The organism is Flagellimonas maritima (assembly GCF_003269425.1).
Classification (GTDB): Bacteria; Bacteroidota; Bacteroidia; order Flavobacteriales; family Flavobacteriaceae; genus Flagellimonas; species Flagellimonas maritima.
In genome coordinates this window covers 2,179,820-2,203,243 of record NZ_CP030104.1, presented here as the reverse complement: position 1 = coordinate 2,203,243, position 23,424 = coordinate 2,179,820, and the positions used below count along the sequence as shown (strand labels likewise).

The 23,424-nt window shown below is 38.6% G+C and carries 21 protein-coding genes; 8 read left to right on the top strand and 13 right to left on the bottom strand.

Going from position 1 to position 23,424, the window contains the following annotated elements; translation table 11 throughout:
• Positions 1-9 precede the first annotated feature (9 nt).
• The 7 genes from HME9304_RS09745 to HME9304_RS09715 form a co-directional block, all read right to left on the bottom strand.
• Positions 10-759, bottom strand: a complete 750-nt coding sequence (locus HME9304_RS09745) for a cyclase family protein (protein ID WP_112378414.1) — start codon at positions 757-759, stop codon at positions 10-12.
• Between the two features lie 80 nt (positions 760-839).
• On the bottom strand, positions 840-1,973 hold the full coding sequence (gene hemW / locus HME9304_RS09740) for a radical SAM family heme chaperone HemW (protein WP_112378413.1): 1,134 nt from the start codon (positions 1,971-1,973) through the stop codon (positions 840-842).
• 9 nt (positions 1,974-1,982) lie between these two features.
• Positions 1,983-2,363 (bottom strand): four helix bundle protein, encoded by a 381-nt coding sequence (locus HME9304_RS09735; protein WP_112378412.1) that lies wholly within the window; start codon positions 2,361-2,363, stop codon positions 1,983-1,985.
• A 67-nt stretch (positions 2,364-2,430) separates the two neighbouring features.
• Positions 2,431-2,982, bottom strand: coding sequence for a crossover junction endodeoxyribonuclease RuvC (gene ruvC, locus HME9304_RS09730; RefSeq protein WP_112378411.1), 552 nt, complete (start codon positions 2,980-2,982; stop codon positions 2,431-2,433).
• Positions 2,983-2,988: 6 nt separating this feature from the next.
• Positions 2,989-3,465: a hypothetical protein gene (locus tag HME9304_RS09725; protein WP_112378410.1), complete on the bottom strand. Its 477-nt coding sequence runs from the start codon at positions 3,463-3,465 to the stop codon at positions 2,989-2,991.
• Between the two features lie 206 nt (positions 3,466-3,671).
• Positions 3,672-5,150 carry a M56 family metallopeptidase gene (locus HME9304_RS09720; RefSeq protein WP_112378409.1) on the bottom strand — a complete coding sequence of 493 codons (1,479 nt, stop codon included), beginning with the start codon at positions 5,148-5,150 and terminating at the stop codon, positions 3,672-3,674.
• The gene (locus HME9304_RS09715; RefSeq protein ID WP_112378408.1) at positions 5,147-5,509 is read right to left on the bottom strand and encodes a BlaI/MecI/CopY family transcriptional regulator; all 363 of its coding nucleotides are present in this window, start codon (positions 5,507-5,509) and stop codon (positions 5,147-5,149) included. Before HME9304_RS09715 ends, HME9304_RS09720 begins: the two co-directional genes overlap by 4 nt.
• A 142-nt stretch (positions 5,510-5,651) precedes the next feature.
• Between HME9304_RS09715 and HME9304_RS09710 the strand changes: the two genes are divergently transcribed.
• Positions 5,652-6,155, top strand: coding sequence for a DUF456 domain-containing protein (locus HME9304_RS09710; protein WP_112379784.1), 504 nt, complete (start codon positions 5,652-5,654; stop codon positions 6,153-6,155).
• 79 nt (positions 6,156-6,234) lie between these two features.
• Here HME9304_RS09710 and HME9304_RS09705 read toward each other — a convergent pair whose 3' ends face one another.
• Both HME9304_RS09705 and HME9304_RS09700 read right to left on the bottom strand, forming a co-directional pair.
• A complete protein-coding gene (locus HME9304_RS09705; RefSeq protein WP_112378407.1) occupies positions 6,235-6,786 on the bottom strand; it encodes a nitroreductase family protein in 552 nt (183 codons plus the stop codon).
• A gap of 50 nt (positions 6,787-6,836) precedes the next feature.
• The gene (locus HME9304_RS09700) at positions 6,837-7,724 is read right to left on the bottom strand and encodes a LysR substrate-binding domain-containing protein (protein WP_112378406.1); all 888 of its coding nucleotides are present in this window, start codon (positions 7,722-7,724) and stop codon (positions 6,837-6,839) included.
• Positions 7,725-7,802: 78 nt separating this feature from the next.
• Here HME9304_RS09700 and hutH point away from each other — a divergent pair, with 78 nt between their 5' ends.
• The 4 genes from hutH to hutG all read left to right on the top strand — a co-directional run bounded on the left by hutH (position 7,803) and on the right by hutG (position 13,694).
• Complete coding sequence (hutH, locus tag HME9304_RS09695; RefSeq protein WP_112378405.1) at positions 7,803-9,380, top strand: histidine ammonia-lyase; 1,578 nt, start codon at positions 7,803-7,805, stop codon at positions 9,378-9,380.
• 3 nt (positions 9,381-9,383) lie between these two features.
• Complete coding sequence (gene hutI / locus HME9304_RS09690; protein WP_112378404.1) at positions 9,384-10,619, top strand: imidazolonepropionase; 1,236 nt, start codon at positions 9,384-9,386, stop codon at positions 10,617-10,619.
• Positions 10,606-12,633, top strand: coding sequence for a urocanate hydratase (locus HME9304_RS09685; RefSeq protein ID WP_239023243.1), 2,028 nt, complete (start codon positions 10,606-10,608; stop codon positions 12,631-12,633). The genes hutI and HME9304_RS09685 overlap by 14 nt, the downstream gene beginning before the upstream one ends.
• Positions 12,634-12,728: 95 nt before the next feature.
• Complete coding sequence (hutG, locus tag HME9304_RS09680; protein WP_112378402.1) at positions 12,729-13,694, top strand: formimidoylglutamase; 966 nt, start codon at positions 12,729-12,731, stop codon at positions 13,692-13,694.
• Positions 13,695-13,968: 274 nt separating this feature from the next.
• Here the strand turns inward: hutG and HME9304_RS09675 are convergent, their stop codons facing one another.
• A complete protein-coding gene (locus tag HME9304_RS09675; RefSeq protein ID WP_112378401.1) occupies positions 13,969-15,147 on the bottom strand; it encodes an acyl-CoA dehydrogenase family protein in 1,179 nt (392 codons plus the stop codon).
• A 55-nt stretch (positions 15,148-15,202) separates the two neighbouring features.
• Positions 15,203-15,862 (bottom strand): tRNA1(Val) (adenine(37)-N6)-methyltransferase, encoded by a 660-nt coding sequence (locus HME9304_RS09670; RefSeq protein ID WP_239023241.1) that lies wholly within the window; start codon positions 15,860-15,862, stop codon positions 15,203-15,205.
• Between the two features lie 248 nt (positions 15,863-16,110).
• On the opposite strand from HME9304_RS09670, the gene HME9304_RS09665 reads away from it, so the two are divergent.
• Entirely contained in the window at positions 16,111-16,692 is a 582-nt protein-coding gene (locus HME9304_RS09665; RefSeq protein ID WP_112378399.1) for an OmpW family outer membrane protein, read from the top strand.
• Between the two features lie 178 nt (positions 16,693-16,870).
• Here the strand turns inward: HME9304_RS09665 and rimM are convergent, their stop codons facing one another.
• On the bottom strand, positions 16,871-17,398 hold the full coding sequence (gene rimM / locus HME9304_RS09660; RefSeq protein ID WP_112378398.1) for a ribosome maturation factor RimM: 528 nt from the start codon (positions 17,396-17,398) through the stop codon (positions 16,871-16,873).
• Between the two features lie 12 nt (positions 17,399-17,410).
• On the bottom strand, positions 17,411-18,010 hold the full coding sequence (locus HME9304_RS09655; RefSeq protein WP_112378397.1) for a 30S ribosomal protein S16: 600 nt from the start codon (positions 18,008-18,010) through the stop codon (positions 17,411-17,413).
• Between the two features lie 285 nt (positions 18,011-18,295).
• Here HME9304_RS09655 and HME9304_RS09650 point away from each other — a divergent pair, with 285 nt between their 5' ends.
• Together HME9304_RS09650 and dnaE are read left to right on the top strand one after the other, a co-directional pair.
• Positions 18,296-18,751: a ferritin-like domain-containing protein gene (locus tag HME9304_RS09650; RefSeq protein WP_112378396.1), complete on the top strand. Its 456-nt coding sequence runs from the start codon at positions 18,296-18,298 to the stop codon at positions 18,749-18,751.
• Between the two features lie 183 nt (positions 18,752-18,934).
• Positions 18,935-23,320, top strand: coding sequence for a DNA polymerase III subunit alpha (gene dnaE / locus HME9304_RS09645; RefSeq protein WP_112378395.1), 4,386 nt, complete (start codon positions 18,935-18,937; stop codon positions 23,318-23,320).
• The last annotated feature ends 104 nt before the right edge of the window (positions 23,321-23,424 follow it).

The following is a 23,424-nucleotide window of genomic DNA, read 5'->3' as shown; positions in this document are numbered from 1 at the left end:
ATTAATATATTATTCAAAAATCCTGTACAACACGGGTCTACTGGGGCTAGCATCATTTTCAAAAGGTGCAACTTGAAGATTCAATACATAGCTACCATCGGCAATATCATTTGCGACGTAGATAAATTCCGTAATAGTGGCATTTCTTCGAGGATTGCTGTCAATATTCCAAAACGCTTTATGGGCCAAAAGAGCCCCATCATCTTTTTCTTTATCTACCGATGGCAAATCAATAAGTAAGTGGGCAATTTCTTTTTTGACCAAAAACTCAACGGCATCTTTCAGTAAGTAGGGAGGGTTTGTATTGGAATAGTGCTTAGTTTGTTTATTGGGAAGATTTGGAATTGTCCTAATGACCAAAGCTTCAGGGTTTTTATCTCCTATGCTATTTTGCAATAATTCAGCTGTAATGACCAAGTCCTCTCCAAAACTCTCAGGAATAAGGGTAATCACTTCAGCAAAGAAAAAAAATTGTTTTAGGTTTCTATTTACAGAATGAAATTCTTTGGTAATATGCCCAAAACATTCGGTATGCGTTACATGCGAATGTGGATTGAACCAGATGTAATTGAAATTGGTGGACGCGCCCTCTGAAACCTTACCGATATAATTGCCTTCTTTATGAGGTTCAATTTTAGGGGGTTCCAAGTACCAGGCATTTACGTTTTTGTCACCGCCAAGTAATGGAATTGAGATGTCCAATGGCTTGGATAAATCGATTTTATAATTTTTTGAATTGTATTTGATGCTCGCTATCAACTATTATTAGGTTTGCCATCCCAACTTGATTGGGAATCTATTATACTTGTGGACTCTTTTTCCACAAGAATGACAATTTACTATTTTAAATTGAGCATAAACAAATCAGAAGCAATTCCGTCCACTAGAAACTTTCCCTTTTTAGTGGCCAATAATTTTCCTTCATCTACAAAAAGTAGGTGTTCTTGCAAATATTTTTGTGCATGTTGCTTCAGATGTTCAATATAGGTACTTCCAAAATCCAATTCTATTTTTTTTAAAGAGACGCCCCAAATGGTTCGCAAGCCTGTCATTACATATTCATTGTACCTGTCTTTTTTGGTCAAGGTCTCTATATCCATTGGCAATTTATCTATCTGTAGGGCTCCTATGTATTTTATATTGTTTCTAATGTTCCAGCCTCTATGCTTTCCGTCAAAAGAATGTGCCGAGGGTCCAATGCCCATATATTTTTTTCCCTGCCAATATGAAGTATTGTTTTTTGAAAAGAACCCATCTTTTCCAAAATTGGAAATTTCATAATTCACAAAACCATTTGCTTCCAGAACATCTACCAAAATATGGAATTGTTCTTGAGCTTGGTCATCATCTACATCATCCACAATTCCTCTTTCTATAAACTTTTTTAATGCAGTTTTAGGCTCTACCGTTAATGCATAGCTTGAAATATGTGGAAGTTTAAAGGAAAGGGCCTTTTCAATGTTTGCTTTCCACCTGATATTATCCATGCCAGGTATTCCATAAATCAAATCTATGGAAATGTTGTTAAAATATTTTGTTGCCATTGACAGCGACTTAATTGCTTGTACAGATGAATGTGCTCTGTTCATCAATTTTAAATCTTCATCAAAAAAGGACTGGATTCCTATACTCAATCTATTGATAGGACTTTGGGCCAATTCCAGAATTTTTTCCTCCGTTAAGTCATCCGGGTTTGCTTCTAAAGTAATTTCAGGGCTTTTAGCAACGGTATAGTTGGCGTATACTGTTTTTATTAAATCGTTTATCTCGGCTGTAGTAAGAACGGAAGGGGTGCCTCCACCAAAATAAATTGTCTCGACCAATTCATCCTGAAACTCATCCTTACGCAATTCCATTTCTTTTTGAAGTGCCTTGACCATAGCTTCTTTCTTGCCCAATTGCGTGGAAAAATGAAAATCACAATAGTGGCATGCTTGTTTGCAGAAAGGGATGTGAATGTAAATTCCGCTCATTCTCAGTTATCAATTAGCAATAATCAGTGAAAAGTTATTATTTTCCAATTCTTGTTTTTTTAGGATTGAAAACATAATTTTCGATAATTCATCTGCTTTGATTATCAATTGATTTGCTTTTTCCTCGGGCATGTATTCTGAATCTGGAAGTAGTGACAACCAATATTTAGTCTCTAAACTTTCCTTATAAGCTATGGATATTTTTGCTGAAAAATCAGCTTTTGAAATTGCATCATTAGCTTCTGAAATATTTGCCCCGATTGAAGTACCTGATTTTAATAATTGCCTAGAAAGAACATACTCTCTTTTATCAACAACAACACTTTTGTATAAACTCACAATTTTCAATGCAAATTCATAAGATTTTTCTGCAAGTGGATTATCCCTCATTCTTTATTGAACATTTTTCATTATTAAATGGGTGATTCCTCATTGATAATTGTTTATTGCATATTGTTTATTTAATCTTTTTAGGATTCTGTTTAACAAAAGCATCCCAACCCGTATAGTGTTTACCTACCTCAACTCGACCTTGATTATAAAAATGACAAACTGCAGCAGCGAGTCCATCGGTACTGTCCAAATTATTGGGTAGTGCATCCAATTGTAGCATACTCTGAAGCATTTTTGCCACCTGTTCTTTAGTGGCATTACCGTTGCCCGTAATGGCCATTTTAATTTTTTTGGGCATATATTCTGTTATGGGAATCTGCCTAGAAAGTCCTGCAGCCATAGCCACACCCTGAGCTCGTCCCAATTTAAGCATAGATTGGACATTCTTCCCATAAAAAGGAGCTTCGATGGCAATCTCATCTGGATGGAAAGTATCTATCAATTGTATGGTTCGTTCAAAAATGAGTTTGAGTTTAGTATAAGGGTCGCTATATTTTTTGAGCATTAATTCATTCATCTGAACAAAATGCATCTGCTTGTTCATTACTTTAATAATCCCAAATCCCATAATGGTAGTGCCTGGGTCAATTCCTAAAATAATCTTTTCTGTAGCCAAATTTTTTTAATTGGTATATATTACAATGGGGAGCCTAAACTTTAAACTTACCGGGATTCCTCGCTTCAATGCAGGAGCGACTGTTGTTAAGTCGTTTAACCGATTGGATATTTCGGTGTTAAAATCAGATATTTCATTTGATATACTTGCATTTTCCTCAGCATTCAAAACTGAGATAAAACCATGTTCATCAATCAAAAAATCAATATGCATAGTATCGTTCAAATCATTATCTACCTGAAACCGCAAACCTTCCAAGGCCTCTGAAAAATAATTTGACAAAACTTGTTGAAAACATTCCCGCTGTACTTGCTTTATTGCTGTCTCATCACAATCGTCAAAAAGCGGGTACTGATCTACATCGTTCCAGTCGATTTCCAAAAGCTCTTTGTTAATAATCTTCCGGGCTTCAACTTCCTTTGAGGTGAACAGTTCGCAAGAGGCGAGCAAACCAATACAATATAAGAATAATAACTTCCGCATACAGCCCCTAATATTTGGCTGAAATTACGATTTTTTGAAGAAATTGCTTTCAAAACAAAAGTGTAAAACCCAAAGAACAGTCTTTGGGTTTGATTCTGAATCGCTACCGATACAGTTAATGTCGAAAGTATTGGGTTAACGTCATTCTATCCTAAAAGATTATCAGTATGAGACCCTGAAACAAGTTCAGGGTGACGTCTACTATTTTACTGCAACTTAAACGTTATGGGAATGGAAAAAGGAACACTTATATTCTCTCCTTCAAACTTTCCAGGTTGCATTCTGGGCAATTTTGAAATGATATCCACAACTACATCCTCAAGTATTTTATCTGGCCCTCTTGTTTTTATATTTTCAATAAAACCGTCTTCCGTTATTGTAAAAATAACATTTACACGTCCTTCAATACCTTTATTCTGAGCCTCTTTTGGGTAATAAAAGTGTTTTTTAATATGTGCTTCCATTTTCTCCATAAAACATAATCTAGTATCCGTAGCTCCCTCACATCCACTAAATATTGGAACTTCTTCAATTTCCCCAAAGGGAACTGAATTTTTAAAATTTTGAGATGTCCCCGCTTCGGCGTCCAAAACCCCTTTTTCCACTTCAACTTTCGCAATTTCACCCTTATCCATATGGATTTTAACAGAATTACTTTCATCTTCCACTATTAAGATTTGCGCAGTTTCCATTTTTATCAATTCGTTCATCAATTCCTCTCGCATATTCTTTTCATCCTCTGACATTGAATTTAGATCATTTACAATAAGAAAGGTTTCATTACCTTCTCTTTTGATGGAGCTTTCCGTTCTACTCTTTTCATTTGTCTCATTTTCACAAGAAGTATACAACAACATACCCAAAATAATAGGTAGTAAAAACAAATATTTTAGCTGATAAATTTGTTTTGATTTCTCTTTTTTTAACATGACTATTCGCTTTTTGATTGATGATTTTTTAAAAAATTGATTGACAAAACTGATGTTTTGGGTTTGAAACACTTCAGATAACAATATTTGATACTGCTCTTTTTTATTGTGCTTGGATACTTCTGAATCGGCAATGAACTCATGCAGTTCAGCAATTCTTTTTTGATAGAGATATACCAAGGGATTGAACCAAGAAACAATACGCATGAGTTCAAAAAATAACAGATCCAAAGAATGCTTCTGTTCAATATGAACAAGTTCATGGGCAATAATGCTAGGGGTCTTTTCCTTGGAAACCTTTTCTCCCAAGAAAATATATTTGAAAAAAGAGAATGCTATTTCACTTTCTTTAACCAAAATCATTGTGAACCCTATATGATGGCTAACAAACCCCTTTTGCAGTAGGCGATACAACTGAAATAGTTTAAAGCCAAACCATAAAGCCATAAACAAGACTCCTATAAAGAAAATAAGATATCCCCATTCTGCTGGAGAGAGAAAAGCAGCTTCAGTATCAGTTGTTCCTACTTGTATTTCATTAAGTTGAAATACAAATTGCGTGTAATTTGAAAACTCTATCGGAACGGTAGTTTTAAATGCTTCAATAGTAACCCAAGGCAAAATGAGGGATAACACATAAGTACCTATTAAATACACCCTGTTCCATTGAAAGAAAGTTTCCCACTTTAAAAACAGGTCATAGACCAACAAAAAAATTAATTGAAACACCAAACACTCCAAAAGATACTGTATCATTCTTCTTCGTCTTTTATTTGTTGCATAATACTCTCCAGTTCAGATAGACTAATATCATTTTTCTGCATAAAAAAGGACACCATACTTTTAAAAGAACCTTGAAAATAGCCTTCCACCAGTTTGTTGATAGATTGGTTACTGTAATCGGACTTCTTCACTAATGGAAAATAGAGATGTCCTTTTCCAACTTTCTCATGGTCAACAAATCCCTTGTCCTCTAATATCCTTACAATTGTAGAAACAGTATTGTAAGCAGGTTTGGGTTCTGGCAACTCCTCTATGATTGATGCTACGTTGCATTTTTCCAATTGCCACAATAGCTGCATGACCTCTTCTTCAGCTTTAGTGAGTTGTTTCATTTTCAACTAATTTTTTAGTTTAATTAAAAACAAATATAACTAAATTTTTAGTTTAAACTATTTTTTTAGTTAAAAACTAAAATCAATAGAGCCCAACATGTTAAATAAGATCGTTAATTTTGTTACATCTATAAACTTGATTATGGACATAGTTTTACTTGTTATTGGATTTATTCTCATGCTCGTTGGTATTCTAGGTAGTTTTCTACCTGTGTTACCTGGTCCACCAGTAAGTTGGATAGGTTTATTATTGCTATATCTAACAAAAGCGGTCCCTGATGATTGGTGGATTTTGGGAATTACAGCGGCGGCGGCGATTTTAGTATTTGTCCTTGATTATATTATCCCAGCGATGGGCACCAAAAAATTTGGTGGCAGCAAAGCTGGCATGTGGGGAACAATGATTGGGCTTGTAATCGGTTTATTCCTACCTATTCCCGGTGGATTTATTATTGGAGCTTTTTTAGGTGCCTTCATTGGAGAAATCTCTAACAATATGGACAAGAAGAAAGCTCTTAAAGCCGCTTTTGGTTCCTTTTTAGGATTTCTAACGGGAACTTTTTTAAAATTTATATTGGCCGTTATTTATTTAGGGATTTTTATTGTAAAGGTTTGGGAGTATAGAAGTCCACTATTTACGTTTTGAACGTATTAAATCAAAGAAATTTAACTTGAAGATCAAGACAAGTCTTGATCCTTTGTTCTTTATTCTCCAATAATCGCTATCATAACCACTCCACCTTCTCCTCAATTGGAATCCTGGTCGAAGAAGCCATCATCTCATCATAATATCCCATATAGAAAAAACCCAAACATTTTTCCCCATCGTTCAAATCAAAGAATTCATCCATATACTTTATGAGTCCAGGGGAACTCCAATAGCATCCCAAACCCATTTCCGTACAGCACAGCCACATATTCTGTACCGCCATTGCAGTAGCTGCCAACTCCTCCCATTCCGGCAAACTTTCATTGGGGTCGCGCTGCATACAAATGGCGATTACCGCTCCAGAACGAGCTGGGTTTTCTTGTAGCTTTCTTATTTTTATCTGCTTAGGCTTCGGGTCTATTTCTTGGTATTTGTCCGATAGAAATTTTCCTAAAGCTATCTTCTTCTCCCCCATCAATACCTTAAAACGCCATGGCTCGGTCTTTCTGTGCGTTGGTGCCCAATTTGCGGCCTCCAACAGTTGCTCAACAGTTTCCCTTTCAATCGGCTTATCATTATATTGTGCGGGAAAAACACTTCGTCTCTTCTTGATTATATCGAATATCATGACCCTACTTTAATACTTCTCCCAAAGTTACGTTTTGAAACGTTTTCGCGCTACAACTTTAAGAGTAATTCCATACAATTTCTCAATGCTGGGTTTCGATTGTCCTCTTTCCAGACCATGGACAAAACCGCACGTTGTTTTATATACCTCAATTCAATAAACTTTACCTTCATTTGAAACCCGTACTGCAAGGCCGTAGGAACTATGGCTATGCCCAGATTATTCTCCACCAATTTAAAAATAGTCTGTGCATGTACCGATTTGTGCGATACGTTGGGCGTAAAACCGCCATCCTCACAAATACTCATCACCGTGTCAAAATATAGTGGACTATAGTCTTGTGAAAACAGAATAAAATCCTCTTGTGACACCTCATGGATTCCTTTAAAATTGTTTGGTTGAATAGGATGGCTTGAAGGTAAGACCAAAGAAAACGTATCTTCAAAAACAGGCTTTAACCTCAAGCCTTTGGGTACCCTGGATAAGCGTACAAATCCCAAATCCAGTTTATCCCGTGAAATAGCACTGAGTTGCGCTCGATTCGAAAGTTCCTCAAGACTCGTATGTATAGAAGGAAACTGTTTTTTTAAATCCAATAACAAACTTGGAACCACCTGCTGCATGGCAGAACCTAAAAATCCAATTCGGATTTCTCCTTGGTGCCCTTCTCCAATTAATTTTAATTGTTTCTTGGTCTGTTCCAAATGGTTCAATATGAACTCTACTTCAGATTTTAAAAAAGCCCCTGCAGGTGTTAGTCTGACCTTTTTTTTATCCCGAATAAAAAGTTGTGTTTGCAATATCCCTTCCATTTGCTTGATCTGCGTGCTTAACCCAGGTTGTGATATAAAAAGCTTTTCTGCCGCTTTACGATAGTGCAACTCTTCGGCAACAGCCAAAAAATAGATAAAGTGTCGTAATTCTATTTGATAATTCATAGTTATTAAATACTACAAAAATAAGTATTGGTAATTATTAATGAAGCACAATACCTTTATGTATCTCAAATTACATTTATGCAACTACCCAAAACATTTCATTTTGGCGAACATCATTTAACCACGAGTATTGCTTTAAGCATCGCCGATGGAACTACTAAAGGAGTTATCTCCTCGGATTTTCTTAAAAAAATAGAAATCAGCAACTTGCGCGTTCAAAATATTGTTGACAAGGGTGACACGGTTTATGGAATAAATACGGGCTTTGGCCCTTTATGCAATACCAAAATCTCTAAAGAAGATACCAAAATCCTTCAATCCAATATTCTGCAAAGCCATAGTGTTGGTGTAGGCAAACCAATATCAAAACAGCTATCCAAACTAATGCTGATCTTAAAAATCCATGCCCTTGCCAAAGGATATTCAGGAATTGCTGTGACCACAATTCAACGCATGGTCTGGCATTTGGAAAACGATGCCATACCCGTAGTTCCGTCGCAAGGTTCCGTAGGCGCATCTGGAGACTTAGCGCCCCTTGCCCATTTATTTCTTCCCTTACTGGGACTGGGCAAAGTAGCATACAAGGGAGAAACCATTTCCACAGCGCAGCTATTCAAAAAAACAGGGGTTCGATCTTTGGAACTCGGGCCAAAAGAAGGTTTGGCACTTATTAATGGGACACAGTTCATTGCAGCACATGGTGTTTTGATCTTGCATAAACTACAACATTGCCTTAAACATGCAGATATCATCGGAGCTATGATGCTCGAGGGACTCCAAGGCTCTATGAAACCTTTCCACAAAGAACTGCACGCGCTTCGCCCTTTTAAGGGAAATCAACATGTAGCCGGAAGAATACGGACGCTACTACAAGGCTCGGAAATCCTGGAAGATCATATCGATTGCGAACGTGTGCAAGACCCCTACTCCCTTCGTTGCATGCCCCAGGTACATGGCGCATCCAGAAATACATGGCTACATCTAAAAGAATTGTTGGAAATAGAACTAAATTCCGTTACGGACAACCCTGTAATTATTAATGATGAACTTACCATTAGCGGTGGTAATTTCCACGGACAGCCCTTGGCCATGGCTTTGGATTATGCTTCCCTTGCAGCTTCGGAATTGGGGAATATCTCGGACAGAAGAATCTATTTAGCACTTGAAGGAAACAGTCCCGGAGTACCTAAATTATTAATGGAAGACACTGGAATAAACTCCGGTTATATGATTTTGCAGTATACCACGGCAGCTTTGGCCAGTGAAAACAAAAGTCTATGTTTTCCTGCGAGCGCAGATAGTATTCCCACCTCATTGGGGCAAGAGGACCATGTAAGCATGGGGTCCATTAGCGGCAGGAAAGCACTCCAAGTAATTGAAAATGTGGAAAAGATATTGGCCATCGAACTGTTAACCGCTGCACAAGCCTTTGAATTTAGAAAACCTTTAAAATCAGGGGTCGTATTGGATGAAATTCATAAATTCATAAGGACTAAAGTTTCTTTTGCCGATAGTGACCGTGTTTTTTCAGATGATATTGAAAAAAGCATCGATATTATTAAAAATGGGGAAATAATTACCCTCGTAGAACAAACTATGGCAGCTAAAAACCTTAATTGGAACACACCTCATCTTGAAGAATTTGAAACATATTAGTATATGAGCAAGCCGCTATTGATAGGTCCATTTACCCAACTGCTTCCAATGTCTGGGCTTCCGTTAAAAGGAGCCTTGTCCGATGAACGATTAATAATAGTCGAAGATGGGGGAATTATTGTTTCCGAGGGGAAAATTAAGGCCGTTGGTGTTTTTGAAGATTTAAAGCCAGATGCAACGGACATTCAATACATAGAAGGTAATCATGTTTGTCTCCCTGGGTTTGTGGACGCTCATACCCATATTTGTTTTGGTGGTTCACGTGCTCGGGACTACGCTTACCGGAATTCTGGAAAAACCTATCTGGAAATCGCAAAAGCGGGTGGAGGTATCTGGGACACGGTAACTCAGACTCGAAAAGCTTCACAAAAAAACCTCGTTGAAGGTATTGTTGCAAGAAGTAAGGCCCACCTGCAAAATGGTACTACGACAATTGAAGTGAAAAGTGGTTATGGTCTTTCGATCGATGAGGAACTTAAAATGTTGAGGGCAATACAAGAAGCCGATAAAAAAATAAAAATAGACCTTATTTCGACCTGTCTGGCCGCACACATGAAACCTAAAGATTGGCCTGAAGACAAGAATTATTTGGAAACTATTGCCTCACAACTATTTCCCATATTAAAATCTGGAGGCCTTACCAATAGGATTGATGCCTTTATAGAAGAAAATGCTTTTTCTGCCAAAGAAATTGGTCCTTATTTTCAAAAGGCCAAAGCCATGGGGTTCGACATTACGGTTCATGCAGATCAATTCACTACGGGTGGCAGTAAAGTTGCAGTAGCGTTCAACGCAATAAGCGCAGACCATTTGGAAGCAAGCACCGAAAAGGAAATACAATTGTTGGCCAAAAGCGATGTTATCCCTATTGCTTTGCCAGGAGCGTCTTTAGGTCTAGGCTGTGATTTTACTCCAGCTCGAAGGCTTTTGGATGCTGGCAGCGCTCTGGCAATAGCCAGTGACCACAACCCAGGTTCGGCGCCTATGGGGAATCTGCTTGCCCAAGCAAGTATTCTTGGAACTTTTGAAAAGCTATCAAATGCAGAAGTCTTGGCGGGAATAACCTCTAGGGCAGGCGCTGCTTTGAATGTATTGGACAGAGGCACTTTAGAAGCATATAAACTTGCTGATTTTGTTGTTTTTCCAACTAACAACTATCAAGAAATCACGTATCACCAAGGACAATTACGACCTAACATGGTGTGGAAAAAAGGTGAAAAAATTTATGAAAGCGATTGAAATGACAACAGATTTCCAAAAACAACTATTGCAAGGAATCCCTGAAGAACTTCCTTCAAAAAAAACATATTCCAAAGCAGGAAATCCAGCTCCCAAACGAAAGGATATTTTATCGAAACAAGAGAAAAAACTGGCCGTTCAAAATGCCCTACGCTACTTTCCAAAAACTTGGCACAGAGAATTGGCCGCAGAATTTGCCAACGAACTTATCATGTATGGCAGAATCTATATGCATCGCTTTAAACCCGAGTACCAACTATATGCTAGACCAATTTCCGAATACCCAGCCAAGACGCTACAGGCTGCAGCCATTATGCTGATGATTCAAAATAATCTTGACCCTGCCGTCGCACAGCATCCCGAAGAACTCATTACCTATGGTGGAAACGGTGCCGTTTTTCAAAATTGGGCACAGTATCTGTTGACCATGAAATATTTGGCGGAAATGACCGAGGAACAGACACTCCACATATATTCCGGACATCCGATGGGACTTTTCCCGTCCTCCAAGGACGCACCAAGGGTCGTGGTCACCAACGGCATGATGATTCCCAACTACTCCAAACCGGACGATTGGGAAAAATTCAACGCCCTTGGCGTTACACAATACGGACAGATGACTGCAGGATCGTACATGTACATAGGTCCACAAGGCATTGTACACGGTACGGCCATTACCGTAATGAACGCTTTTAGAAAAGTGCTTCAAAAAGATGAATCCCCAAATGGAAAGGTTTTCCTAACGGCAGGTTTGGGAGGTATGAGCGGTGCACAACCAAAAGCAGGAAATATAGCTGGTTGCATTACAGTCTGTGCCGAAGTAAATCCCGAAGCTGCGAAAAAGCGACATCAACAAGGTTGGGTAGATGAATTGTTGATAGATATTTCAAATCTGGTTAAAAGAACCAAAGAAGCCATTGCCAAAGAAGAAGTAGTCTCTTTAGCATACATCGGTAACATTGTTGAAGTTTGGGAACAGTTTTACGAAGAGGAGATTTTTGTACACTTGGGCTCCGATCAAACATCATTGCACAATCCTTGGGCAGGGGGTTACTATCCTGTAGGATTGACTTTTGAAAAGGCCAATATGATGATGGCCAAGAATCCATTGGAATTTAAAAAACAAGTACAGGAATCTTTGCGAAGGCAAATAAACGCCATCAATAAACATACCGCGAAAGGCACTTACTTTTTTGATTATGGAAATGCTTTTTTATTGGAAGTCTCCCGTGCTGGTGGAGATGTCATGGCCGATAACAATGTTGATTTCAAATACCCTTCCTATGTTCAGGATATTCTGGGACCTATGTGCTTTGATTATGGTTTTGGGCCTTTTAGATGGGTATGTACTTCTGGCAACCCAAAGGATTTACAACAAACTGATGCCATTGCTTTGGAGGCCATGAAAAAAATCAAAACCACTGCGCCTGAAGAAATCCAGCAGCAAATGCAGGACAATATTACATGGATTGAAGAAGCGGAAAATAATAAGTTGGTTGTTGGTTCCCAAGCGCGTATCCTGTACGCAGATACCGAAGGGCGAATGAAAATTGCAGAGACTTTTAACGAAGCTATAGCCAAGGGCGAGATTACCGCACCTATCGTGTTGGGCAGGGACCATCATGATGTAAGCGGAACCGATTCTCCATTTAGGGAGACCAGTAATATCTATGACGGCAGCAAATTCACTGCGGATATGGCTATTCATAACGTAATAGGGGATAGTTTTCGTGGTGCCACGTGGGTGTCTATTCACAACGGCGGCGGTGTAGGTTGGGGAGAGGTCATTAATGGAGGCTTCGGAATGGTTTTGGACGGTTCTGATGAAGCTTCGCATCGATTAAAAAAAATGTTGTTTTTTGATGTGAACAATGGCATTTCAAGAAGAAGCTGGGCCAGAAACAAAGAGGCATTGTTTGCCATAAAGCGCGAGATGAAACGTACTCCAAATCTTAAGGTTACCTTGCCCAATGTTGTAGAAATAGATATCTTAGAGCATCTTTTTGACAAATAAACAACCTTCCGGTCAATTCTAAAAACCGTTCTTAAAAGAAAAATCTTAAACTTGCGAGGCACGCCTCAGAACACTAAAATCTTGATCATCGAGCAATGAGACGGTACAGAAATCCAAATAAGGACATTTGGCAAGGGCGGGTCAGTAATAAGTTCCTGTACCTGCACGAAAAAGTACGGTGTGTTCCTTTAAACGAAATTTCAGAACCTTCAAAAAAATCCATTACATTACTCGGCTACGCATGTGATGAAGGCGTTAAACGAAACGAAGGTAGAATCGGAGCCGTAAAAAGCCCTGAGATAGTTAAAAGTAGCCTAGGGAAATTCCCTAATCATCTAGCCAGTACCGTAGTGTTGCAAGATGCTGGTGCCATAACCTGTGAGGACGGAAATATGGAGGAAACCCAAGCTAAGCTTTCAACTGCCATTTATACACTTCTGGAAAAAAAGCAGTTCCCTATTATTCTAGGAGGTGGACATGATATGGCTTATGGACATTACCATGGCATAAAAAACTTTTTGGACTCGGAGAAGAGCAAACAGACTATCGGTATTATAAATTTTGATGCCCATTTTGACCTCCGTCAAAACACCAATGGCAATAATTCCGGAACCCCATTTTATCAGATTGCAAGCGAGTCCAAAAAACAGGATGTTCCGTTCAATTATTTGTGCCTAGGGATTCGGAAAGACGCAAACGACCGTATACTTTTTCAAACGGCAAAAGAACTGAATGTAACCTATATTCTTTCAGATACTTTTCAGATGCAGTTTTTGGACGAAATCAATACGTGGATAGATGCTTTTATTAAAAATGTCGACAAGGTTTACGTGACTATAGATCTGGATGGATTTTCATCGGCTTACGCACCAGGGGTAAGTGCGCCGTCCCCTATGGGATTCACGCCCCAAATTGTGCTAGAATGTCTAAAAACCATCATTAGCTCAGGAAAATTGATAAGTCTTGATATCGCAGAGATGAATCCAAAATTTGACATTGATGACCAGACCGCAAAGTTAGCGGCATCCTTGGTGCATTATATAATGCATACGATTTATTAGAACTGCTTCCAACAAAAAAAGCCTTCCGTATGGAAAGCCTTTCATTGGTAAGCATCACTTGATGCTTTAACCTGATTTCAATCTAAATTTAGATTGAAATCCAACACAACGCTTCAAAGATAACAAACTTTTAGGTTAAGGTTAATTTTAAAGATACTTTTCGCAATTGCCGATGATTAAAAACCATAATCGGTCTTCATCTGATATAAACTCAAGATTTATATCCAATCATTAAATCTTTCGCCAAGCCGCTTTGTGAAAAAGTTTTAAATCGCTATTTAAAAGCAGGATGCCCCGTAATGTCAGCGCCAGTAATCAACAAGTGAATATCATGTGTCCCTTCATAGGTGATGACACTTTCCAAATTCATCATATGGCGCATGATGCTATATTCCCCAGTAATACCCATTCCACCTAAAACCTGTCTAGCTTCTCGAGCAATATTGATGGCCATATCCACATTGTTGCGTTTAGCCATGGAAATTTGGGCCGTAGTGGCCCTGCCCTCGTTTTTAAGCTGTCCTAATCGAAATGCCAACAACTGTGCTTTCGTAATTTCGGTAATCATCTCTGCCAATTTTTTTTGCTGCAACTGTGTAGCAGCTATAGGTTTTCCAAACTGGATGCGCTCTTTTGCGTAGCGCAATGCAGTATCATAGCAATCCATCGCTGCTCCAATAGCTCCCCAAGCAATACCATAGCGGGCAGAATCCAAACAACCTAATGGAGCTCCCAATCCAGTTTTATTGGGCAGTAAGTTTTCTTTGGGCACTTTTACGTTATCAAAAATAAGTTCTCCCGTTGCGGAGGCACGCAATGACCATTTGTTGTGGGTCTCAGGGGTGGAAAAACCTTCCATTCCCCGTTCTACGATAAGTCCATGTATTCTTCCTTCTTCATTTTTTGCCCAAACTACGGCGACATCTGCAAAGGGTGAATTAGAAATCCAAAGTTTGGCACCGTTCAATAAATAATGGTCTCCCATGTCTTTATATTTGGTTTCCATGCCACTTGGATTGGAGCCATGGTTGGGTTCTGTAAGTCCAAAACAACCCATCCATTCCCCAGTTGCCAATTTTGGCAGGTATTTTTTTCGCTGTTCTTCAGTACCGTATGCGAAAATTGGATACATCACCAAAGAGGATTGTACCGAAGCTGTTGAGCGAACCCCACTATCCCCTCTTTCTATTTCTTGCATAATCAAACCGTAACTGATTTGGTCTAAACCTGCACCACCATATTGTTCGGGAATGTATGGCCCAAAAGCTCCAATTTCTGCGAGTCCTTCTATAATCTGTTTTGGAAATTCCGCTTTTTGTGCGTATTCCTCAATAATCGGTGAAATGTCACGCTTTACCCATTGTCGGGCAGCATCCCTTACCAGTTTATGTTCTTCGGAAAGTAAATCGTCTAGATTATAATAATCAGGGGCCTCAAATAAATCAGGTTTCATTCAGAAAAATTTTATCAAATGTACTAATGAAATATAACAATTCCAGATGCTACTGTTACATTTTTAAATAGAACTCCCTCGTCAAATCGATATAATTCCCAGAATATCGGTGCCGTTCCACTTCAATAATCAGCTCATCGGTTTTTGGTTCAATTTTAGAAAACCCGAACTCTAGCAGACTTCGCTTTATTTCGACGTGAGGATTACCTCTTACTCGTGTAATTCTATGTGGAAAAAGCCCTGTATTTTCTGCCATCAAAATAAATACCTCCTCTTCTTTATAAGGTATGACTACGGAAAAAAATCCTTTCTCAGAAAGTAGTTTTGAAGTTGCCTCCAACAATTCTTTAAACGGCAAGGAACTATTTTGGCGTGCTCTATCGCGTGAAACCTTTCCACTGGCAACTTCTTCTATATAAAATGGAGGATTGGAAACGATCAAATCATACCGATCCTCAACCTCAACAACAAATTCATGAAGCCCAGCATGATAACAAAATAACCTATCCGCCCATTGTGAAGCTTCAAAATTCTCCACACACTGCTCATAGGCATTCCCGTCCACCTCGATAGCATCAATGGTTTCTGCAATGGAACGTTGTGCCAATTGCAAAGAGATTAGCCCCGTTCCTGCGCCAATGTCCAATATGCTGTCTGGATTGTGCTTTAATGATGTCCATGCACCTAACAAAACCCCATCCGTTCCAACCTTCATGGCACAGCGGTCCTGGTGAATAGTAAACTGTTTGAATTTAAATGGCCTCATAATCAAATATACCTGTATGAAATCTATTATCAACTCATTTAAACACCCTGTAAGTTATTTCGCTAGATCAGAATAAGGATTCATAAACTCAAAAAGGGCATCCGTTAAATTAAGGTCGTATTCCATATACAATACATTTACTTTCATCGCAACTTAAAGGAAAATCCTTTAATCAAAATTAAAACCAAATTTTAAACATGAATTCAATTAGAAGAAGCTTTTTTGCTTTTATTATTGTGATGTCCACGATTCAATGGGCACAGGCACAAGAACAGAACAAGTTCCGCGTTGGATTGGATCTAGGGTATGCGATGCCAGATGGCGGTGGTGGAGTGCTTATTGCACTCGAACCTAAATTCAATATTGCTGACAATATGAATATAGGGTTAAGGATTGAAGGTGCAGCAATGGCCAAGAACATAACCGCTAGCGATATTTCTGCAGAAGCGGAAATAGGAACGAGTACATCATATTCTGCCACGTTTGATTATTACTTTAATAATGGGAGTTCTTCTTTTGCGCCATTTTTGGGTGCTGGTGCAGGCTACCATTCATTGGCAAATTCTGAATTTGGCTCTGAAGAATCCTCTCTCGAGTTCGAAGTTGACGGTAAATTTGGTGGACTTGTAAGAGCTGGTTTTGAAGTTGGTAAGTTTCGGGTCGCCGCAACATACAACTTGGTCGGTAAAACAGAGTTTGGAGAAGGCTTGGAATCCAGCAATTCTTACTTTGGAATTTCTTTGGGCTTTTACGTAGGTGGAGGGAAGTGGGGACAGTAGTCCTTTTAAATCCATATATATAAGAAGGGAAGCAAAATTGCTTCCCTTCTTAATTTTCTTTTATTGGTAAATTACTTCGAGGATGAGCGTATGAAGTATTTAAAAGAACCTTAGTTTTTGAACTCGATACAAGCGTCGGAGCATTTTAATCTCGATTATCAATTAAAGTGTTATTTAACTACCCTAAATATAAATCAACCAACCCCTCTGGTGTTTTCACATGAACTTGTTTGTTCTTTCTATCCACTTTAGCGATAATTTCGTCATTTATAGGTATCAACAGCTCTTTTCCATCTTTTTCGGCTTCAAAAAGTTCTTGGGAAGCACTATCGTTAACTGCTTTTATAATCCCAATGTCACCATGTACCTCATCCACTAAAGTAAATCCAATGACCTCATGAAAGTAAAATTTGTCCCCAGTTAAGGGCGGCAACATATTTAATGGCAGGTACAATTCTGCGCCAATCATCTTATCTGCGGTAGGTTCATCCTTCACTTCTTCAAAATCTATACGGAGCAGTGCAGATTTATGCAATCGGCAACGGTCAATAAAAAATGGAATCAGATTGTTTCCAATTGAAACAAATACTGATTCCATATTTTCGTAAATTTCAGGTTCGTCAGTATCTAACTTAACCAACAATTCCCCCTTAAAACTATATTTCGAAACGACTTTGCCCAGGTAGAAGCAATCTTCCTTACGCATGGGGTCGTTTTTCTATTCTTCTTCTTTTGAAGTCTTTTCTTCCTTCATTTCAGGAGCTGCAGGTGCCTCTTCTGGCATTTCGGGAGCTTCTTCAACAGCTTCCATTTCTTCCGTTGCGTCACCAGCAACTTCAGTTTCTGGAAGTTCTTCTGCGGCTTCTTCTTCAGGTAAAGCAGCTGCAGCGCGCTTATCACTGAATTCTTTTTCAGCTTCCAGAGCTTTAGCTCTTGCTTCTGCTCTTTCCTTGTCCAAACCGCCAACTTTGTCAGCAATCGCCTTTTCCTTTTCTTCTACCCAAGCCTTAAACTTCTCTTCTACTTGCTCTTCTGTTAATGCTCCTTTACGAACACCACCCAATAAATGATGCTTTAGAAGCACACCTTTATAAGATAAGATTGCTCTTGCCGTGTCAGTAGGTTGTGCACCATTATTCAACCATTTTACAGACCCATCAATATCTAAATTGATAGTAGCTGGATTTGTATTGGGGTTGTAAGTACCCAACTTTTCCAAATATTTACCGTCTCTTTTTGATCTTGAATCTGCAGCAACCACCCAATAGAATGGTTTTCCTTTTTTACCGTGTCGTTGTAGTCTAATTTTTACTGGCATATCACATTAATTTGTAGGGTGCCCGACCCTGATTATTAATTCCATTCCCAAAAGTATGGGAATATTTATTTCGCTCTTAATTAAGCGGGTGCAAATATACATTTATTTTAGATTTTTACAACCACGCCTTAATTAAAGTTAAATCCTTTAACATTTGTCCAAAATATCGTTAAAGCAATGCTAAACCCCTGTAAATACTTGGAATTATGTTTTTTTTATATATATTAAATAGTGTTGTTATTGAAAGTCAATAACGCATTCGAATTTAAAAATGATAAGAGATAAATGAAGTACACAGTAGAAATTTCAAACAAATTAAACGAATTATTGGAAAGAACTTATGATGCCGAAAAAGGTTTCAAGCAAGTAGCAGAGAAAACCAATAATGAAACAATAAAAGAATTTTTCAAAAATAGAGCTAAACAGCGCTATGATTTTGGACACGAATTGAAAAAGGAAATAAAAGCTTTTGGACAAGATCCCGATAAAGGTGGAAGTACCGAAGGAACTTTACATAGAACTTGGATAAATTTTAAATCCTTGTTCACTTCAAATAATGACGAAGTTCTGTTGGAAGAGGTACAGCGCGGAGAAAAGGAAGCCATTGAAACTTATAATGATATTTTAAACGATACTGATTTTGTGTTGCCACCATCAACTGAAAATATGCTGATGAGACAGCGTAACACAATTAGGGAAACCTTAGAAACAGCAGATTTATACGAACATGCTGTATCATAAAGAAAACCAATAAGCTAAATATAAAAAAGCTGGACGTCTGTCCAGCTTTTTTAGTTAATAACTCATTATAATTCTTTTATTACAAATCTATCTTCTTCCTTAATTTTATTCATTGTTTTTTTGTTCTCAATAGCTTCTTCAATAAGCTCTGGATAAAAACTTGAACTAACAGAACAGTATCCTATGTATTTGATTTTCGATACCGAAACCACTGGATTGCCCAAACGTTGGGATGCACCAATAACCGATACCTATAATTGGCCCCGGTGCGTACAAATTGCTTGGCAATTGCATGATGGTTTGGGTAATTTGATAGAGCATCAAGATATGCTGGTTAGGCCAGACGGATTCAACGTACCCTACGAAGCGGAACAAATTCATGGTATATCAACAGCTTTAGCAGAACAGGAAGGAGTAGCGTTGAATCAAGTGCTGGAACTATTTAATGAAGCGCTCTCCAAAGCAAAATTCGTAGTTGGTCAAAATGTGGACTTTGATATCAATATCATGGGGTGTGAATTTCACCGTATGAATTCTGAAACGCGGTTGACTTCGCTCCCTGTTTTGGATACTTGTACCGAGAAGACTGCTGAGCTTTGCAAAATTCCAGGCGGTCGTGGAGGAAAATTTAAATTACCAACCCTTACAGAATTACATCAATTTCTTTTTAGGGAGCCTTTTGCAGAGGCACATAATGCAACTGCTGATGTTGAAGCAACCACTAGATGTTTTTTGGAGTTGGTCCGCAAAAAGCATTATTCTCCCAATGAACTGGATGTACAGCCTGATTATTTTGAACACTTCTCGGAGGCCAATCCCAAAGAGATTGAGCTTATTGGGCTAAAACACATCAACCTAAAAAATGCTTCCAAAGAAATTGCCGAAGCACTTTGGGCAGGAGAAACGGGTGATATTTCCGATGAAGAAATTAAAGAAAATGTTGAAAGCTTAGCTGATGCACCTTTTGTGCACCTTCACAATCACTCCCAGTTTTCGGTACTTCAATCCACTATCAATATCAAGGATTTGATCAGAGCTACCGCTGAAAACGGAATGCCCGCCGTGGCATTGACAGATCACGCCAACATGATGGGAGCCTTTCACTTTGTAAAAGAAGTCAAGGCACATAATAAAAATGTAAAAGAAAAAAATAATGAACTGGTTGCAAATGGTGAACCCATTTCAGAAAAAGAAATCAAACCTATTATTGGCTGCGAATTTTTTGTCTGCGAGGATCACACCAACAAAAGTGTTAAAGACTATGGCTATCAAATAGTTTTACTGGCAAAAAATAAAAAGGGCTATCTGAATCTTGCAAAAATGTCCTCCATAGCTTACACCGATGGATTTTACTATGTACCCAGAATAGATAAAAAAATCATTGAACAATATAAAGAAGATGTTATTGCGCTCACTGGTAATTTATACGGTGAAGTACCCAATAAAATACTGAATGTTGGAGAAAAACAGGCGGAAGAAGCTTTGCTATGGTGGAAAGAACATTTTGGCAATGATTTATATATGGAGATGATGCGACACGGGCAAGAAGATGAAGACCGTGTCAACCAAGTTTTGGTTCCAATGGCCAAGCGGCATCAAGTTAAACTAGTCGCTACCAATAACACTTATTACTGTGCCAAAAAAGATGCTGAAGCACATGATATCCTTTTATGTGTTAAGGATGGAGAAAAACAGGCTACACCAATTGGCAGGGGACGTGGATATCGTTATGGCCTGCCCAATCAAGAATATTATTTTAAGTCTTCAGAAGAAATAAAGACCTTGTTCAAAGACCTTCCTGAGGCAATTCTAAATATTCAAGAAGTCGTAGATAAAGTTGAACCATTCGATTTGGCCAGGGATGTCCTACTTCCAAAATTTGATATTCCAGAAGAATTCAAAATTAAAGAAGATGAAGCGGATAGTGGAAAGCGGGGCGAGAATTCCTATTTAAAGTACATAACCTATGAAGGGGCCAAAAAGCGGTACAGCGAAATAGATGAAGAGATTAGGGAGCGAATTGATTTTGAATTAAAGACCATAGAAAATTCAGGTTACCCAGGATATTTCTTGATTGTAGAGGATTTTATCCGTGAAGCTCGCAATATGGATGTTTCCGTAGGACCAGGTCGTGGTTCAGCGGCAGGTTCTGTAGTTGCTTACTGTTTGGGCATTACCAATATTGACCCTTTAAAATATGATTTACTTTTTGAGCGCTTCCTAAATCCAGATAGGGTTTCTATGCCCGATATCGATATCGATTTTGATGACGAAGGTCGGGGAAGAGTCATGGATTATGTAATTCAAAAATATGGTGCCAATCAGGTTGCCCAAATCATCACCTATGGTACCATGGCGGCAAAATCTTCAATTCGTGATACAGCCCGGGTTTTGGATTTACCCTTAAACGATGCGGACCGTATTGCCAAGCTTATCCCAAATATGTCCAAACTGAATAAAATTTTTGGGGTCGATGAATCAGACCTTAAGAAAATATTCCGCTCGGATGATTTGGAAAAAGTGCATGAGTTGCTCAACATTTCTGAAGGAGATGACCTAGAAGGACAAACTGTAAAGATGGCCAGAGTCCTAGAGGGCTCGCTTAGAAATACCGGCATACACGCATGTGGTGTTATTATTACTCCAGATGATATTACCAATTTTGTTCCTGTAGCTACTGCAAAGGATTCAGATTTATATGTAACACAGTTCGATAATTCTGTCGTTGAAAGTGCAGGACTCTTAAAAATGGACTTTTTGGGATTAAAAACCCTAACGCTTATAAAAGATACCGTCAAAATAGTCAAGGCCAGAACTGGAGTTGAATTGATTCCCGATGAGTTTCCATTGGATGACGAAAAGACCTATGAGCTTTTTCAAAGGGGGGATACCGTAGGTATATTCCAGTACGAGTCGCCAGGAATGCAAAAGCACATGAAAAATCTGAAACCCACGGTTTTTGATGACCTCATTGCTATGAACGCACTTTATAGACCGGGCCCAATGGAATACATTCCCAGTTTTATTGCACGTAAACATGGGGATGAAAAGATTACTTATGACCTCCCGGACATGGAGGAGTATCTGAAAGAAACTTATGGGATAACTGTCTATCAGGAGCAAGTGATGCTACTCTCCCAAAAGCTTGCCGGTTTCTCAAAGGGTGATGCAGATGTTTTACGGAAAGCGATGGGGAAAAAGATTTTTGCCTTGCTACAGAAATTGAAGCCCCAATTTTTGGATGGTGGCGAAAAAAATGGGCATCCAAGAGATATTCTTGAAAAAATATGGAAAGACTGGGAGGCATTTGCATCTTATGCATTTAATAAAAGTCACTCCACATGCTATGCATTTATAGCTTATCAAACCGCATATTTAAAAGCCCACTACCCAGCCGAGTATATGGCTGCAGTGTTGTCCAACAACATGAACGATATAAAACAGGTTACCTTCTTTATGGAAGAATGCAAACGCATGGGATTAGAAGTACTTGGTCCAGATGTAAATGAATCCTATTACAAGTTTGCCGTAAACAAGGACAATGCCGTCCGTTTTGGCATGGGTGCGATCAAGGGGGTTGGACGTTCCGCAGTGGAAACCATAGTGCAAAATAGAAAAGAAGATGGTCCCTATAAATCAGTTTTTGATCTTGCCAAACGTGTAGAATTACGTGCAGCCAATAAAAAATCCTTTGAAAATCTTGCTTTAGCAGGCGGATTCGATTCTTTTGGCGATACACATCGTGCACAATATTTTCATGATGAAGGAGATGGAATCACTTTTTTAGAAAAAGTAATTAAGTCCGCTGCAAAGTATCAGGAAAATAAAAACTCCTCGCAGATGGATATGTTCGGAGGAATGAGCGAAGCGCAAATTGCTGAACCTATCGTCCCTCCATGTGATGATTGGGGTACAATGGAAAAGCTTCGGCGTGAGAAAGAAGTAGTAGGTATCTACATTTCAGGGCATCCTTTAGATGATTTCAAAAAAGAAATAAACGCATTTTGCAATAGCAACGTATCCGCTTTTACCAATCTGGATACTTATGTAAATCGAGAACTTACCGTGGCAGGAGTTATAACGGATGTGCAACATCGTATTTCAAAAAATGGTAAGGGATGGGGGTTGTTCACACTTGAAGACTATACCGATACCCATGAGTTTAGGATTTTTGGAGAGGAATATCTCAAGTTCAGACATTTTCTAATGATCAACTCATTTGTTCACATGAAGGCATTTGTACGTGAGGGATGGGTCAATAGGGAAACGGGGAAGAAGGGAGAGCCTAGATTACAGTTTAATGATTTTAAACAACTACAGGACGTAATGGATGCCTACGCCAAAAAACTGACCATTAAACTTAATATCGATGCACTTCAAGAAAAGCGAATACAGACTTTAAAAGACACGCTTGTTTCCCATAAAGGAGACCACCAATTGAATTTTGTAGTATATGAAATGAAGGATGAGATAAAGCTCAATCTATCTAGCAGGAAACAGAAGGTAAAAATAAATAGTGAACTTCTTTCTGTACTGGAAGAGAATGAGATACACTACAAATTAAATTGAGCAACAATAATTATTTTTGATACGGCAATAATCAAAACGTATGTAGGTCCAGTAAGGAAAGTCATTGATATTTGACTAAATTTGCGAACAATAAAACAAATAAA

Excerpts from the sequence above, each read along its gene's own strand:
- HME9304_RS09720 (WP_112378409.1), bottom strand. The coding sequence starts at position 5,150 with ATGATACAGTATCTTTTGGAGTGTTTGGTGTTTCAATTAATTTTTTTG.
- rimM (WP_112378398.1), bottom strand. The coding sequence starts at position 17,398 with ATGCGTAAGGAAGATTGCTTCTACCTGGGCAAAGTCGTTTCGAAATAT.
- HME9304_RS09685 (WP_239023243.1), top strand. The coding sequence starts at position 10,606 with ATGAAAGCGATTGAAATGACAACAGATTTCCAAAAACAACTATTGCAA.
- HME9304_RS09670 (WP_239023241.1), bottom strand. The coding sequence starts at position 15,862 with ATGAAGGTTGGAACGGATGGGGTTTTGTTAGGTGCATGGACATCATTA.
- hutI (WP_112378404.1), top strand. The coding sequence starts at position 9,384 with ATGAGCAAGCCGCTATTGATAGGTCCATTTACCCAACTGCTTCCAATG.
- HME9304_RS09700 (WP_112378406.1), bottom strand. The coding sequence starts at position 7,724 with ATGAATTATCAAATAGAATTACGACACTTTATCTATTTTTTGGCTGTT.
- HME9304_RS09655 (WP_112378397.1), bottom strand. The coding sequence starts at position 18,010 with ATGCCAGTAAAAATTAGACTACAACGACACGGTAAAAAAGGAAAACCA.
- hemW (WP_112378413.1), bottom strand. The coding sequence starts at position 1,973 with ATGAGCGGAATTTACATTCACATCCCTTTCTGCAAACAAGCATGCCAC.
- HME9304_RS09705 (WP_112378407.1), bottom strand. The coding sequence starts at position 6,786 with ATGATATTCGATATAATCAAGAAGAGACGAAGTGTTTTTCCCGCACAA.
- HME9304_RS09710 (WP_112379784.1), top strand. The coding sequence starts at position 5,652 with ATGGACATAGTTTTACTTGTTATTGGATTTATTCTCATGCTCGTTGGT.
- HME9304_RS09650 (WP_112378396.1), top strand. The coding sequence starts at position 18,296 with ATGAAGTACACAGTAGAAATTTCAAACAAATTAAACGAATTATTGGAA.
- HME9304_RS09725 (WP_112378410.1), bottom strand. The coding sequence starts at position 3,465 with ATGCGGAAGTTATTATTCTTATATTGTATTGGTTTGCTCGCCTCTTGC.
- HME9304_RS09665 (WP_112378399.1), top strand. The coding sequence starts at position 16,111 with ATGAATTCAATTAGAAGAAGCTTTTTTGCTTTTATTATTGTGATGTCC.
- hutG (WP_112378402.1), top strand. The coding sequence starts at position 12,729 with ATGAGACGGTACAGAAATCCAAATAAGGACATTTGGCAAGGGCGGGTC.
- HME9304_RS09675 (WP_112378401.1), bottom strand. The coding sequence starts at position 15,147 with ATGAAACCTGATTTATTTGAGGCCCCTGATTATTATAATCTAGACGAT.
- HME9304_RS09735 (WP_112378412.1), bottom strand. The coding sequence starts at position 2,363 with ATGAGGGATAATCCACTTGCAGAAAAATCTTATGAATTTGCATTGAAA.
- HME9304_RS09715 (WP_112378408.1), bottom strand. The coding sequence starts at position 5,509 with ATGAAACAACTCACTAAAGCTGAAGAAGAGGTCATGCAGCTATTGTGG.
- dnaE (WP_112378395.1), top strand. The coding sequence starts at position 18,935 with ATGTATTTGATTTTCGATACCGAAACCACTGGATTGCCCAAACGTTGG.
- hutH (WP_112378405.1), top strand. The coding sequence starts at position 7,803 with ATGCAACTACCCAAAACATTTCATTTTGGCGAACATCATTTAACCACG.